This window comes from Leclercia sp. Colony189, assembly GCF_009740165.1.
In the GTDB taxonomy this organism is placed as follows: domain Bacteria; phylum Pseudomonadota; class Gammaproteobacteria; order Enterobacterales; family Enterobacteriaceae; genus Enterobacter.
In genome coordinates this window covers 1916986-1931333 of sequence record NZ_CP046557.1, presented here as the reverse complement: position 1 = coordinate 1931333, position 14348 = coordinate 1916986, and the positions used below count along the sequence as shown (strand labels likewise).

The 14348-nt window shown below is 54.7% G+C and carries 18 protein-coding genes; all 18 read right to left on the bottom strand.

What is annotated here, in order from left to right; all coding sequences use genetic code 11:
* Nucleotides 1–28: 28 nt before the first annotated feature.
* From GNG29_RS09155 to GNG29_RS09070, 18 genes are read right to left on the bottom strand one after another with little or no spacing between them, the layout of a single operon-like run.
* Nucleotides 29–643: a tail assembly protein gene (locus GNG29_RS09155; RefSeq protein WP_156654327.1), complete on the bottom strand. Its 615-nt coding sequence runs from the start codon at nucleotides 641–643 to the stop codon at nucleotides 29–31.
* Nucleotides 621–1367 carry a C40 family peptidase gene (locus GNG29_RS09150; RefSeq protein WP_156654326.1) on the bottom strand — a complete coding sequence of 249 codons (747 nt, stop codon included), beginning with the start codon at nucleotides 1365–1367 and terminating at the stop codon, nucleotides 621–623. The genes GNG29_RS09155 and GNG29_RS09150 overlap by 23 nt, the downstream gene beginning before the upstream one ends.
* 2 nt (nucleotides 1368–1369) lie before the next feature.
* Nucleotides 1370–2107, bottom strand: coding sequence for a phage minor tail protein L (locus GNG29_RS09145; RefSeq protein ID WP_156654325.1), 738 nt, complete (start codon nucleotides 2105–2107; stop codon nucleotides 1370–1372).
* 52 nt (nucleotides 2108–2159) lie between these two features.
* Entirely contained in the window at nucleotides 2160–2501 is a 342-nt protein-coding gene (locus tag GNG29_RS09140) for a phage tail protein (RefSeq protein ID WP_156654324.1), read from the bottom strand.
* Between the two features lie 8 nt (nucleotides 2502–2509).
* Nucleotides 2510–5776 (bottom strand): phage tail tape measure protein, encoded by a 3267-nt coding sequence (locus GNG29_RS09135; RefSeq protein ID WP_197431849.1) that lies wholly within the window; start codon nucleotides 5774–5776, stop codon nucleotides 2510–2512.
* A gap of 42 nt (nucleotides 5777–5818) precedes the next feature.
* Nucleotides 5819–6007: a YebO family protein gene (locus GNG29_RS09130; RefSeq protein WP_016042208.1), complete on the bottom strand. Its 189-nt coding sequence runs from the start codon at nucleotides 6005–6007 to the stop codon at nucleotides 5819–5821.
* Between the two features lie 57 nt (nucleotides 6008–6064).
* A complete protein-coding gene (locus GNG29_RS09125; protein ID WP_156654323.1) occupies nucleotides 6065–6343 on the bottom strand; it encodes a DUF4035 domain-containing protein in 279 nt (92 codons plus the stop codon).
* An 8-nt stretch (nucleotides 6344–6351) separates the two neighbouring features.
* Entirely contained in the window at nucleotides 6352–6738 is a 387-nt protein-coding gene (locus GNG29_RS09120; RefSeq protein ID WP_156654322.1) for a phage tail assembly chaperone, read from the bottom strand.
* Nucleotides 6739–6772: 34 nt separating this feature from the next.
* Nucleotides 6773–7477 (bottom strand): immunoglobulin domain-containing protein, encoded by a 705-nt coding sequence (locus GNG29_RS09115; protein WP_156654321.1) that lies wholly within the window; start codon nucleotides 7475–7477, stop codon nucleotides 6773–6775.
* 58 nt (nucleotides 7478–7535) lie between these two features.
* Entirely contained in the window at nucleotides 7536–7865 is a 330-nt protein-coding gene (locus GNG29_RS09110) for a DUF3168 domain-containing protein (protein WP_156654320.1), read from the bottom strand.
* Nucleotides 7862–8311, bottom strand: a complete 450-nt coding sequence (locus GNG29_RS09105; RefSeq protein WP_156654319.1) for an HK97-gp10 family putative phage morphogenesis protein — start codon at nucleotides 8309–8311, stop codon at nucleotides 7862–7864. Before GNG29_RS09105 ends, GNG29_RS09110 begins: the two co-directional genes overlap by 4 nt.
* Entirely contained in the window at nucleotides 8308–8649 is a 342-nt protein-coding gene (locus GNG29_RS09100) for a phage head closure protein (RefSeq protein ID WP_156654318.1), read from the bottom strand. The genes GNG29_RS09105 and GNG29_RS09100 overlap by 4 nt, the downstream gene beginning before the upstream one ends.
* On the bottom strand, nucleotides 8646–8972 hold the full coding sequence (locus GNG29_RS09095) for a head-tail connector protein (RefSeq protein WP_156264399.1): 327 nt from the start codon (nucleotides 8970–8972) through the stop codon (nucleotides 8646–8648). Before GNG29_RS09095 ends, GNG29_RS09100 begins: the two co-directional genes overlap by 4 nt.
* Nucleotides 8973–8981: 9 nt before the next feature.
* Complete coding sequence (locus GNG29_RS09090) at nucleotides 8982–9167, bottom strand: hypothetical protein (RefSeq protein ID WP_156654317.1); 186 nt, start codon at nucleotides 9165–9167, stop codon at nucleotides 8982–8984.
* Between the two features lie 52 nt (nucleotides 9168–9219).
* Nucleotides 9220–10440 carry a phage major capsid protein gene (locus tag GNG29_RS09085; protein ID WP_114317019.1) on the bottom strand — a complete coding sequence of 407 codons (1221 nt, stop codon included), beginning with the start codon at nucleotides 10438–10440 and terminating at the stop codon, nucleotides 9220–9222.
* A gap of 12 nt (nucleotides 10441–10452) precedes the next feature.
* A complete protein-coding gene (locus GNG29_RS09080) occupies nucleotides 10453–11307 on the bottom strand; it encodes a head maturation protease, ClpP-related (RefSeq protein ID WP_156654316.1) in 855 nt (284 codons plus the stop codon).
* Between the two features lie 8 nt (nucleotides 11308–11315).
* Entirely contained in the window at nucleotides 11316–12620 is a 1305-nt protein-coding gene (locus GNG29_RS09075) for a phage portal protein (RefSeq protein ID WP_156654315.1), read from the bottom strand.
* Nucleotides 12620–14347, bottom strand: a complete 1728-nt coding sequence (locus GNG29_RS09070; protein ID WP_156654314.1) for a terminase large subunit — start codon at nucleotides 14345–14347, stop codon at nucleotides 12620–12622. The genes GNG29_RS09075 and GNG29_RS09070 overlap by 1 nt, the downstream gene beginning before the upstream one ends.
* Between the last annotated feature and the right edge of the window lies 1 nt (nucleotide 14348).

The following is a 14348-nucleotide window of genomic DNA, read 5'->3' as shown; positions in this document are numbered from 1 at the left end:
GGAGGTGGCCTGTAGCTGAGAATAAATTTCACTGCTGGTCGCTGGAGAAGATCCCCGCGCTGATAACTGCCCCGCCGATCTCGCGCTCACCAAAAAACACGGGGACCGGATAACCCACAGCCACGGTATTCACCGGCGCGCCAAAGGCGTAGTTGGGTTTGTTGTCCGTGCTGGACGAGGCGCCGACGTTGTATTTCGGCTGGGGTGTCAGCAGCTGGACAACACCCCCCAGCATCATCGACAGACCGAGTCCCGTAAGGGCCGTTGTTGTCGCGGTTGCGGCAGCTGTGCTCAGACCTATCGCCGTCAGCGAGGCACCCGCGGTAAAATACGCGGCCACAAGAGCCACCGCCCCGATAACGATCTGCAGCACACCGCCGCGCTTTGAACCTTCGGTAATGGCCGAAATCCGGTACACCGTACCGCCGCGGGTCATGTCAAACTCGTCGAGGCCGATGTTGTTTTTGCCATTGAAGAAGGCAAAGCGGATCCCCTGCATATGTCCTTCTGACAGGTAGCGTTTGAAACCGGGAACCTGGCTGCACATGGCGCGCAGTATCTCGCGCAGATCCTCAACGTGAAATTTGTGTTCACGCCCGAACTTTTTCGCCATACGGCCTTCAAGAATCAGTGTTTTCAGCATTCATCAGCTCCCTGTGCCGGACCACACGAACGGTGCGGTCGCGGTAATACTTGCCGTACGGCACCCGGGCAGACAGGTTGCCGAAATTATGATGCAGCATGATATTGTCCTGGTGCTCGTGATGACCAAGGTAAACAGCCGCGTGGTTGATTACCTGCGCCTGTATGCGCATCATGATCATATCGCCGGGGCGCATATCAACGGGGTCCACCTGGATAAAGCCTTCTGCCTCCCAGTTATCGTCGTAGCGATTTTCGCCCTGCTCCCACCACTCGTACGGTACCGAGTAATTGCCCAGGGTAATGCCGTGCTCACGCTGGAACCACTCACGGATCAGCGACCAGCAGTCAGCAAAGCCCAGCACCCAGCGCCGTCCGGCGTAGTCCCGGTCCTCACGGGGTGCCAGCGTGCAAAAATCACCGTCCGGCCAGCTCATGATGCCCCATTCCACCCCGGACCAGTCGCACTGCACCCTGTCCATTTCGGACGGCACAAGCTGCACCACATCAGGATGCGAGTGGATAACCATAATGATTTCGCCCTGCTCCGATGCTGCCAGCTTATCCTCCGGCGAGATCGTGAAGGCCTCAGTGGGCGTTGCTGAAATATTCCGGCACGGAATGTACTGCTGCGCCCGTCCGGCCTGCACCACCACGCCGCAGGCCTCGTTCGGATATTCCGCGGCGACGTGGGCGCGGATCGCATCCATCAGTTTTTTTCGCATGGTTATTTACCCTGAAGGTTTGCCGCCGGGAAGCCGCCAAACGGCAGCGGGTTACCCGTCCCGAACCGCGCTTCGCAGTCCTGCATCTGGCCGCCGCACATATCCAGCGCCGGGTTATCCGTGGGGGTGCCATCCTTGAGAAAATAGCGGTTCCCGTTGTAGTCGCACCCGGTGCCGGTGCGGTACCAGCCGCGCGTGCACCAGGTGCAGACCGGCGTGATCTGCCGGGTGGGCAGCTGCAGGTTCTGGATGTCAAAGGGTGAGCAAAGTTCAAAGTCGACCTGCACCCGCGTTTCAGCGGTTTTGGCGTTGACGTAAAAAAGCTGCACACGCTCGTCCGCCGGGCTGGCGTTCGGGTTGCCGGCTGTCCAGTTGGCCGCGTCGAGATATTTCGTCAGCGTGGTGTGGATCTTCACCTTTGCCCTCGCCAGGTCGTCGTACTCGAGACACAGCGCCGTCACGTAGTTGCCGACGTTCGACACGGAAAGAGTGGGTGTGGGCTGCGCCCCGGTGCTGGACAGCTCCAGGCCTTTCAGCTCGTACGGGTAAGGATCGTATTGCTGACCCTGCCAGATGATCGCGGGCAGGTTGCCGGCGGCGAAAGCGGCCCAGCCTGCCGAAGCAATATTGTGGGCATGGAAGCGCAGTATCGTATCCATACCAAATTCGGTACCGTCTATCTCAATGAGCTGTATCAGCTCACCCGGTTCCAGTTTTTGTACGTCGTTCGTGAAGCTCATATTCTTCCCATAAAAAAAGGCCGCATAAGCGGCCCTCGAAGAGGAAATAAATCTAAGGCCCGAAGGCCTGCTCAAATACAAACGTTAGCTCTACAAAGCCACCGTGAGGAAAGGTTGGGCTTACTGAATCAGCTTTTACCCGATACAGTTTCTGCTCACCCCACGGATTAACCCACCAGAACGATTTGATGACGTGACTCAGTAGGAAATCGCGCACTTTCTTCATCGTCGCCACATCACCGTTACATGCCAGATTCCAGGTTTCGGCATCAGAGTTGATCCCGTTGCCCGCCACCTGCTTATAGCCATCCCCGAACTGCGCCTGAAGCGTGACCACAGTATTTGCTCCACTGGGTCCGATGCGGACACACCAGGTAAAAGTGTCGATTGCCATAGTGCTCCTTAGCGGCGATAGAGGATGCCGCCTGGCGATATTTCTTTCCTCAGGCGATCGGTAAGGGTTTGCTGGACAATACCTTCAAGCTGGCGGGCTGTGCTGGCGGTATTGGCGTTACTGATTTCACCTGCAGAACCATCCTGGGTGATGTTGACCGGGGCGTGAACAGTGATGGCTGTATTGCTATAACCTGTTGCATTATTCACGCCTGAAGATACAGCCCGCACACCCAGCGAACCATCAGCGGCGCGGGTCAGCGGCATGATCGCCTCAGGCCCCGCCTCGCCCATGACGCCAGCTCCTTTAGCAAAGGCGAAGAATGTCGGTGTATCGACAATGCTGTTGCTGAATGCACTGAGCGAAGGTGAGTCGTAAACTCCGCCTTTAGCGTTGAAAGTGAAGTTCGAACCGGCATTCTGAATAGCAGCGCCACTGCTGGCAGTTACCGCAGAAGAAGCGCCGAAACTGAACAGCGAACCGATAGAACTGGCCGCATTCGCCACCATCATATTGACCAGAACGTTCTGGATAATTTTCAGTACGCTGACGCCCCAGTCCTTCCAGCTGTCAACGTTGCCGTTGAGCATATCGGTGATCGTGGTGACCGCGCCCCCCATTGCCTGCCTCATACCGTCAGCGGCCATAGAGGAATAATCTGTCGCCTCATCTACCCAGTTAGCATAACCTTCGGACATGCCTGTCATCCAGTCGTCACGCTGCGCATCAGAAGCTGCGTAATATCCGTCCTGGTCGCGCAGGCGCTCCTCGAGATAGCGCTTATTAAGTGCCAGTCCCTGCTGATAGAAGGTCTCGTCGATTTCACCAGCCTGGCGCTGGCGGAGCAGATCTGTATTCTTCTGCTCGAACTCCTTGCGCAGATTGAACTGCTCCTGAAGTCTTTCACGGAACCTGGTACCCTGCCCGTAACCCAACAGTTGCGCTTCATTGGCTGCGCGGGCGCTGGCGTTGCTGTCGGCGAGGTTGGCTTCGTAATTTCGCAGTTGCTCACGTAATTTAACCTGGTCAATCAGCGCAGCATTTTGCAGCAGCGTCTTTTTCTGGGATTCTGTCAGAGAAGCAAGTTCCCCCTGACTGACCTGGTATTTAACCTTCGCCAGTTCAGTATTCTGACCTTGCAGGGCGATCTGCTCTTTCTGCTGTTTGATTAGCTTGTCATAGGTATCAGCTGTTTTTTCAGCCTCGGATTTCCCGCCCTTATGGCGGCTGGAGTCACGAATTGCTTGCAACTGCCTGGCAGACTCAACTTCCATGCTGACATACTTCTCACGCCAACCAGCCGGGAGATTAAGGTCAGATGCATCGAATTCCGCCTGCCTACGGGTTTTGTCCAATCCCTTAAGGCCGGACAACTCAAGCTGCCGCTGCGCCTTGTCTATGGCTTGCAGCTGCTTATTATCAAGCGCAGGAAGTACAGGTCCTGCATATTTTGGTGGGGACACTGCTGTAGACTGTCTGGAAACCTTGTTCAGCCGGTCATACATGTTAGTAAGAGAACTGACGGCACCAGCCATTTCTACTGTTTTATTTATAGCCTGATCAGTTATGTCGTTTATTAACTGTTGTGTTTGCTTTCTTTTATTGAGCATTTGCTCAAGTCGGCCTTCTTCAACCGCAAGTTCTGAAGCAAAGTCTGCAGCTTTCTCAACCGCATCGTTATACAGCCATGTTCCCTCTGAAGCAGAATTGGCTGCTAATTTTGCGTTATAAAGTTGATTGGATAATTCAGCAACTTTCTGCTTCTGCTGTTCAATCGCACTATTCTGAGCATCCAGTGAAATATTCGCCTGTCCAAGATTGGCGAATATCTGCGTCTGAGACATTAATTTCAGATTATCTCGTACCTGCTCGATTGTGTCCGCATATTGTATTGCAGATTCCCTGGCTTGTTCTTGGCGTTGATACATCGTGTACCACGCCCCAGCACCCAACATTAAAATTCCTGGCAAACCACCAACTAACGACAAAAGTCCCGTAGCGCCAGATTTGAACAAATTCATTACCGAAGTTGATCGGTTGAGTGCTTCTTGCGACGCTGATACTGCTTTGTTTGACTGAACGAGAGTAGCATTGGCGGCTATCATTGCGCGCCGTTTGGCAATAGAATTTTGTGTAGCTGTCGCTTCTGCATTAGTGTTTTTTGCAAGTTCCAGCTCGGATAGCGAGAGCTGATAAGCACGCTCGGCAGCAATTGCATCTGCAGCCGCCTTTCGTTGTGATTGGGTAGCAGATTCAGCCCTTGCAGATGCGAGCGCAATTTCGTTCTTTCTGGCATCTATTAATTGCGCCGTCTGGTTCCCAAGATCGCCAAACATCCCTCCAAGATAGCGAGCTCCACCTATTGCAGCCAAAGCTCCGGCAGCCGTAGCCACAGTGTCGATATTGTTAGAAACTGTATTCAATACAGCAACAAGAGTACTTGTCGCACCAGTGGCTTCATTAGCGCCACCTACCCATGCCATGAAAGCATTTTCGATTTTCGTCGTGGCAGCAGAAACGGTTTGCGGCATTGCTTCAAATTCACCACGCATGGTGCCAAGTTGACTTATCAGGGCCGGTACAACTTTATCTGCGGTTAGCATTCCCTGATCGGCCATTGCCTTCAGATCTTTACGAGCTACACCCATCCCAGCTGCCAGCGCACGGATAACTCGATCACCGTTTTCGTTAACAGAGTTGAATTCCTCGCCCCGCAGCACGCCCTGCGCTAATGCCTGACTAAACTGGGTGATAACAGAACTTGCTTCAGCCGTGCTGGCTCCGGATAACTTTAGTCCAGTAGAAATGGCCTCAGTTACATCCAGAACTTGCTGCGAACTGTATCCGTATTCACGCATTGATGCGGCGGAACGCGCAAAAAGACTCGCATTATCAGAGAAGGCGGTTCCGGTTCGTTGGCTAATATCCATCAGCGCCCGCTGAGATTCCGTGAAATCATCAGACGACCGGGAAGCCTGCTTTAGCCTGGCATTAACAGAGCTCCATTCATCGGCCAGCGATATAAGATGACCAGTCGCAAATGCTCCAGCAAATGCACCTGCCATTCCCAGTGCTGAGGCCTTCGCAGTGTTTATTTGACTAGTTACCTCAGCCAAGGCACGCTGAGTCTCACGCGAAGCTGCGGCCGCTTGGCGCCCTCCAGTCTGCATTACCCGGTAATAGTCATTACCCATTCTTGAAGCACGAGAAATTTCAGACTGGAATGACTGAGAGTTTGCAGATATTTTGATGATCAGTTCGCGCAACGTAGCCATATTTTCACCCATAAAAAAACCCGCTTGATAGCGGGTCTTGAGTTATAAACTGTCTTTCCTTTGGTGAGCGACTTGTATTAATAAATCTATTTGCGCATCTTGCTTTTTATTTATCTCTTTAAGGGCTTCAACTTGTTCATTTGCCCTCGTACTAAACCGTAATAAATAAAAAATCACAATTAAATTTATTAGCCAGCCGAATATTCCAAACACTACTACCAGTGGTTCCATAACGCCTCCTTTTCTTAAGGAAAGAGCGTATCGCCACATTGAAGACATGTGAAGCAATTATTGTGTCGCAGCTGTAAGTGCAGCCTCAAGCCCGGCGAACGGGTCCTTCGGTGCTGATTGCTCATCACCACCCCAGCGCAGGATCGCATCGTCCAGCGGTACTTTTGCCCCCTGCGAGCCGTAGATGGCAGAGGCAATCTGGGCGGCCTGAATGTCACCGCGAATATCGCCAACCGGACTTTGCCGGTCGAACTCAATCCACATCAGAAGCTCGCTTGCCGTCATATTCTGCCTAAGCTCTGAGAGCGTGCGCCCCATCCGGAGCGCAAGCGACATCAGAAACTTTACGCCAGGGGTTGCGACTTTTCCCGCGCTTCGTCCGTGTTGTTGATCAGGTCAAGAGCCTGTTTGAGTAGGCGCGAGTGAATCGGACCGTAAATTTCGCGCACCTGCTCTTCTTCATCGGCGCTGAATACCGGTTGCTTATCGGTGTCGCACAGGACGTCAATGAAGAGAACCACGTCAGCGCAAAGGTTACGGTGTGCCTTTTCAGATACAGACACATTTTCATCGTCAGCACCGACTTTCACTACTTCCTGCCAGCGCAGCCACGCTTCGCCAGACGGCTCACGAAGAACCACTTTGACGCCTTCCCACTCGGGAACGGCTACCGTCTTATGACGAAAGCCCGACATTTTTGCCATGGCTAATTTTTTCAGATTTTGCGACATCTGCTATGCATGCCGGGCTAACCCGGCATCTCCATTAATTGACGGTAAGGGTACTGGTTGCCGATGTAATTGTCTTAACCGGGACGGATGAATCAGTAACAACGCAGGCGTAATCTCCCGCATCACCCGAAACGGCGCTGGGTTTACTGAATGTGTCAGATTTTTGTCCACTGATCGTGGCACCTCCTTTCTTCCAGGCATAGCTGTAGGGAGGTTTACCGCCAGCGGCAGCAACCGCCATACTGATAGCGGCCCCAACCGCTACAGATTGTGCGGCGGGCAAATCAGTGGTCAGTTTAAGGGCCGGGTCTATAGGTACTGGTTTACCCTTCAGGCGCAGGGAGAATGTTGCCGCTACCACGCCGTTAGTACCGGAAGACCATGTGTGCTGACGAACCTCTGCCAGGAACTTAAAGCCGTTGCCAGACGGGAAGATGATCTGGAAACCATAAGCCGTGTCGCTGTCATAAGCATCACGCAACGCATCCTGCGCAGCGTTACGGTAAAAATTACCTGACAGTGAAATTTCAGAAGGGGAAGAGAGACCATTAACGTTCTCCTGCTCAGTGGAGCAGAGCGTGGTGACGTCAATATCCTGTTTTTGACCGCCGGTGAACTGCACTTCTTTAAGAGTGCAACTCAGATCGAGATAGACAGCGGCTTCCATTGCGTCTCTGGTCGTTGGCAGTGACGAAATAAGGATTTTCGTCAGCTGAGATTTTTCGTAATTCGAGGACATATTGATCTCCGGATATAAAAAAGCCGCCCGGAGGCGGCAGGGTTAATGTGACGAAAATTTATTGCCAGATCTGAACTTCAAGCGTGGCCCGGTAAAGTCCGGTGTCAGGCTCGTAGCCGTTAATCTCGTTCAGCCCGACAGGATGCAGATCGGCCAGAGCAGCTTTAGCCTGATCACGCAGCTCCCGGGCGTCATCAATGGACGAAGCCCATGCATCAACCTGAACCGTGCTTGCTGTTTCTGCCGGGCCGCAGAAAACATCCTCGCTGACTGAACCCGGGAGCAGATAAATCACCCACGGCGCCGTAGTACCCTGCGGCGCAACGTACGGAAAAACGTTTCCGCCTGCCAGCGCACTGAGCCGCTGATAGATGTCAGCCTCTGTCATTTCGCCAGCACCTCGTCAATGGCCTGATTCATGCGGGCCAGCGCTGCCTGCGTAGCCTCTTCCTGGCGGGTATCGAATGCCGGGCGAACGAAGGGGTGCGCAGGCATATTCGATGTACCGAGCTCAACGAAGCGCCAGTAAAAAGCGTTGCGCGGATTGCTGGCCTTCATTTTGTTGTCGCTGTTGCCGGTGTCCGGGTTAATGCCCCGGATATGCACGCCAGAAGCGATTTCGCCGCGGCGACGTCCTTTCTGGGTCAGCACCACCACGTTTTTTTTCATTTTGCCGGTTTTGACTGGCGCGAGATTCTCTACTTCTTCTTTCAGAACCTGAGCGCCCGCCCGGGTGGCATCACGCAAAACCTTGTTATTTTCTGCCCGGCTGAGCGTTTCCAGATCCTTAGCGATGTCGGCCAGGCCGGAGAAATCAAGACTTGTTGAGATCACTGCTTCACCCCCTTCTCACAAAGCAACTCCAGGCGGGTCCCGTTTTCGGCAGAAATAGCCGACTGAATGTCGTATATCTCGCCGTTACCGGTTGGTGGCAGATGAACGGCGCGCCAGCCTGTGGATATCGGAATGCCGGGATAGCGACGCATCCAGATCCGGGTTGTGGTGCTGCTTACCTCAGCCCCACCCTCTATCCTCTCTCGGCCGGACACGTCCGCGACCTCAGCACGCACTGAAGCCACATCCACCCAGCCAGTGGCTGGCTGCCCGGAAGGCAGGCGCCCAGACGCTGGCTTTTGTAACGTAACCCGGTGTCGCAGTCGCCCCGCTCTCATACGCCATATATCCGGTAGGGTTGAAGAAGCGCTTCTGTTGAGAACGCAAGCGCAGAAGTTACGTTACCTACGTTTACAGCTTCACGGTTTGCGTACCAGTGACCGATAAGCAGAAGCATAGCCATTTCGATGTCTTCGCCATAAAGCAACCGATCAGGGTCAACGAGATAGTCAGGATCATCGGCAGTGTCATAAAGCCGACGGCGGGTCCATGTTTCGACGTACCGCGCCGCAGCTTTAATACTGGTGTCGATCCAGATATCGTCTTCCGTGAAATCCTGCTCAATGTTGCAGTGGCGCTTAACCTGCTCTTTGGTCAGCATGCCCACTCCTTATTTGGTCTTGCCATTCCCTTTCGGCTTTTGGTCTTTATCAGGATCCGGCTTTTTCTCGCCAGGCTCCTGAGCGTAACCGCTTGCCAGAAGGTCGCGGCCGTGTTGCTCCAGCGTTTCGAACTCGGTGCCTTCGGTAAGCACACTGCCTTCAAAGTAGATGGGCTTGATAGCGATCAGCTTCATGGCTGTCTCCTTTAAGGAAAAAGAAAAGCGGCCCTCAGGCCGCCGTTAAGGTTTACGCGCCGCCACCAGCAGCAGGTGCGGTAAAGGAGCCGTAGATAAACGCTTCCGGACGTTTCACCGCCAGCGCCAGACGCTCTTCGCAACGAATCGAGATCATGTTCTTCTCGAAGTCGTCGGCGTTCTCGGTGGAGATAACCACGTTGGCATCTTCACGATCGAACAGTTGCGCCGCGGCGTTAAACGCACCAGTCAGGAACTTGCCCTGGAATGCTGCGGCCTCAGTGGCCACAACCGGCAGGCCCCAGAGAGTAGGGCCGGTCAGCGCCGCCGGGTTCGCCAGAATGTAGCGACCCAGCGTGTCTTTGGTGAGCTCAATCTTCGCCCAGTCGATGAAGTGCAGGACGTGGCCGGAAGCCGGGAAGCGCGCCAGCTGCGCCTGCAGCATTGCGAGGCGAAGATCATCGATGCCGTTCTGCTGCTCAACGGTAAAGGCAGCGTCATAAGCAGATGCCTGAGGGACGATGCCTTTCAGGTGCGCGCCGGTACCATCGCCGAAGAGAATTTCCTGCTCTTCGACATATTTCAGGCCGTAACGCATCTCGGCGTCGATAGTGGACTGCAGTTGCGCGAAGTCATCCAGGATCTGTTTGGACGCTTTGAACATATGCGCGATGGTGGTCACCGGCGTAATCTGCGTGGCGAACTGGATATCGCTGTACGGTTTGGCGGTGCCTTCAGGAACAACCTTCGCCGCATTGGTAAAGCCAGTCTGCTGCACCCAGAAGATGGCTGGCGCAGAGGTGCGGCCCGGGGCAATCAGATCCCGGATGAAGAGACGCTGCTTCGGCGCGGTATCAATACCCGGCAGGCGCTGCGGCTCAACCACACCAGTTGCCACGTCAGTGGAGATCAGCGCAGCATTCACCGGAACGCTGACGCGCTTCCCGCCTTCAACGCTTGCCGCGAACGCTTTCAGCGCTTCACTGCTGATAACGGTCTGGCCAACGGTCTCGATCACCTTTGCAGCATTCGCCAGCGGCATCTGAGCAACCTGCTGCTCAAGTTCGCCGAGCGCCGCCTTAAGCGTTTTCTCAGCATCTTTCAGGGCATTAAATTCCACTGCCATTTTGTCGACAGTATCTTTGGTTGCCGCTGACAGCTCGCCATTTTTCTTAGCTTCTTTCAGAGCTTCTTCTGCCTTGGCATTGAATTTGCCGGTCGCCTCTTCAATGCTGGCGCTGACTTTTTTCAGAATCTCATTTACATCAGACATAACATCTCCGTTTTACTGGGCAGCCGCTTTCAGGCCGCTGAGCGCGGCTTCCAGTCGGTCAATAGTTTCGTTTTCGATGGTGGCAGCGCTCGGCGTACCTTCAGGGGTGGCAGCAGCGCCTGGCTTGCTGCCGGATAAGGCTTTAAGGAGTTTTCGCCGCTCCGATCGCGGCGTACTGGTTTTGGCCAGCAGGGCATCAATTTTGCGCAGCGCCGCTGCCGGGCTGTCGTCGTCGTCAGCAATTTCATCAGCTGAGAGGAGGCTGTCAGCAAAGCCCTTTTCCACCGCTTCGCTGCCGCCGATATAGGTTTCGCTGTCCATCATTGCATCGACGGTGTCGGCATCAAGACCGCTGCGCGCCTGGTAGATATCGCTCATTGCTTTATCAAACGGCTCCATATCCGCGGCGATCTGCGCCAGGTCGTGACGGTTACCCATGGCATAGACCCAGCAGTTATGGATCATCAGGAAAGCGCCTCGTCCGATCTGCACGTCATCACCGGCCATCGCGATAATCGATGCTGCCGATGCCGCCAGGCCAAGCACCTTCACAGTGACTTTGCCGTCGTACTCACGCAGCAGGTTGTATATGGCCAGGCCTTCGAACATGTCGCCGCCCGGGCTGTTGATGTTAACCGTCACGTCAGCACCGCCGAGCGAGCGCAGCGCACCCGCAATGCGGCTGGCCGTCACTCCCTCTCCCCAGTAGTCCGCGCCGATCACGTCGAAGATAGAAATGCTGTTGTCACCGTCCCGGGCGGCGCGGATACCACCGTTCCAGCGCTCCATTGCCGCAGCCGGCAGATCAGGTTTTTCGCGCGCAAAAGGTCGCCCCTCCGGCGCAGCCGGAAGGCTTTTAATCGTCATGGATGCTCCTAAGCCGCTTTTTTCAGCGGTGACTGTTCGAAGGGAATATCGGGGAATACGTGGTTATGGACCTGTCGCAGCGCAAAAGCCTGTGCTGCCGGGCTGTTTTTCTTCAGGTCTTCAAGCGGCGTCAGGTTGAGCTGTACCGTATAAAGATCGCCGCCCTCAATCGGTGGCATGTTCTCCAGGCGGCGCACGTCGTTGCGGGACATCCAGCCGTTCTGCAGCGCACTGGTGTAGTACGCCGCCCGGCCAGCACTGTCGGCGCGCAGCAGGCCTTCTACCGAGAACTCGGCAAAGAGGTCCTCTTCACCATTCAGCAGGCAGCGGGAAATCTCCTGCTCAATATTCACCAGCAGCGGGCGCAGCGTGTGGGTCAGGAACTGGAGATTCATCCCCTCCAGGCTCGATGCCCAGCTGCTTTGCTTTGATGTATGCCCGACCATAAACGGCGGCACGCGGAACCATCTGCAGATTTCCTCGATGCTGAACGACCGCGACTCAAGCATCTGCGCGGCTTCCGGGTTCATGGTGACGTTCTGATATTTCAGCCCGCCCTCAAGAACCATAATTTTTCCGGCGTTCTTAGAGCCGGTAAAGGCCTGCATATAGCCCCGAAGTCGCTCTCTTTGATCCTTATCAAGCGCCGCGTCAGCTGAAAGAAACCCCGAGCTTTGCAGGCCATTTTCGAAAATCTTTGCAGCGGACTCTTCGACGGCCATCGCCGCGCCGATCACGTCACGACCCGTCATCATTGGCATCATGCCGCAGACACCATCAAGGCCAAATCCCCGGATGTGCATCAGGTTCTTTTCGGAGATAACGCGTTTCTTGCCGTCCTCGGTGTAGGTGTATTCCAGCCTTCCGGTATCCAGCCGCTTCACCACCATGTTCTGGGGCAGCAGTGGCACCAGCGACACCAGCTTATTGCCGATAAACAGCTTCTCGACAAAGGCATTACCGCGCAGGCAGATGCTGGCCACCACCATCAGCATAAAGCGCGACGGCGTCATTTCCAGATTTGGGCGGCGACAAAGCACCTGGTAAACCGGATGGTTCTGCGCCAGCTTGCGCGATCCATCAGCCTGTCGGGTGTAAATCTTAACCGGTAGCGTGGATACAGATTCGCTCAGAAGCCGGACACAAGCCCAAACAGCAGAAAGCTGGATAGCCCGATCTGCAGTCACCACCTTGCCGCTACTGCTCGTGCCATACCACTCCTGCCAGAACGTTCCGGTAGTCAGGCTGATGGGCACGCCCAGCCAGTTGAGCAAGGCGCTTTTTACCTTGCCCGGCTGCTTACTTTTCTTCATCAGAAACCTACCATGATTGGATTTTCAAAGAAGCCGCTCAGATCCTGAGCATCATTACCACCATTGACCAGCATCCGGCTTTTAGCCGTAAACAGTGCAACCGGTCCGTCAATTTTGTTTTCAGGGGTGGACTTGTTCGGGAAGATGTTGTCGTTTTTGTCAGGCTTAACCGTGACGTTTGACATCATCCACCGCATAACGGGGTTGTCGTCATGGTGGAACTTGTTGCCGTAAATCTCCGCCTGCACTGATTTCATGGACTCAGAAAGATTTTTGACCGTCTGTGCGACTTCCACCAGCGGCAAGCCTTCCTCCGCAAGTGACAGGCTGAATTGAACGGCGCTCCAGGGATCGAAAGCAATTTCCTTGATGTTCTCGCCCTTCACCCACTCCACAATATCGGCTTTAATCATGCCGTGATCGATAACGTCCCCGTCAGTCAGCTCAAGATATCCGGCATCGGCCCACTTCCTGTAAAGTTCTGCAATATGGGCTGGCGCTGTTTCCAGTCGCCCTTCCGGGATCCAGAAGCGTGGCTGCATGTGAGTTTCACCTGCCGGATCGCGCCAGGCTTTCACCGCCGCACAAATATCGATTTTGTTGGCGAGGTCGACCCCCACCCATAGTGGCCACGCCTTACGCTCAGCTTCCGAAGCAATACCCGGCATTTTTGCCCAGCGGTCCATGTCCATCCAGGCGCTCTCAGCTGTTACCCAGATGTTCAGGTGCTTGGTAAAGAAGTTCGGCCGCGCCGCGACCTGCTCCTTTGCCTTTTTGGCAAGGCGGCGCATATCGTCCCAGCGCTTACAGATACCGAGGCCTGGGTTAGCTTTCGGCCAGTTGGCCTCGTCAAAGGGATCGTCGCCTTCGTCGAGGGTATAAATCAGGGCAAAGTAGGTGTCATCCTCCACCACGCCGCGCAGCACCTTGATGGCGTAATCCCGCTGCTCGTAACAGATGCCCTCTTTATTGGTACCCGCCGTCGTTATTGCGAAAAGCAGGGACTGAAGGCGCGCACCGGTAGCTGTTTCCAGGACGTCCCAGACGTCACGGGTACGGTGAGCGTGCAGCTCGTCGACAATGCCGCAATGTATATTCAGGCCGTCGAGGTTATTCGCATCGCTGGAGAGCGGTTCAAACTTAGAGGCCGAACGCTCTTGGTGAATGTTGAGCTTAACGTGACCAAAAAGACGCCCCAGCGTGCGGGGGGCTTTCTTGATCATGTTCTTGGCATCATCAAAAACAATCCGCGCCTGGTCGCGGGTCGTGGCGGCTGAATAAACTTCAGCGCCTCCCTCGCCGTCGGCACCGGTCATGTACAACCCAATGCCAGACGAAAGTCTAGATTTGGCGTTTTTACGCGCCACCTCGTCATAAGCCGTGCGGAAGCGGCGCACCATAACAGCTGCACCATCCTCCATAACCACTTCACCCGTCATCTCATCAACTAAATGTATGACGAAGCCAAACAGGTTTATAAGTATGAAAACGTGCCAGGGCATCAGCTTAATGGGCTTTCCAGCCAGCGCACCTTTGACGTGAGGTACAAAATCATAAAAATCGAGAATGTGCTGGGCGCGACCTTCGTTGAAGTACACGCCCCGCTTCGGTCCGTGCTCTAAATCATTGAAGAATCGCTGGCACGCCAGGCGTACCAGTTCGCCAGCAACAATCTCGCCAGACAGTACGCGCTCGGCGTACTGAATACCTTCCGAAACCGTTGCCATT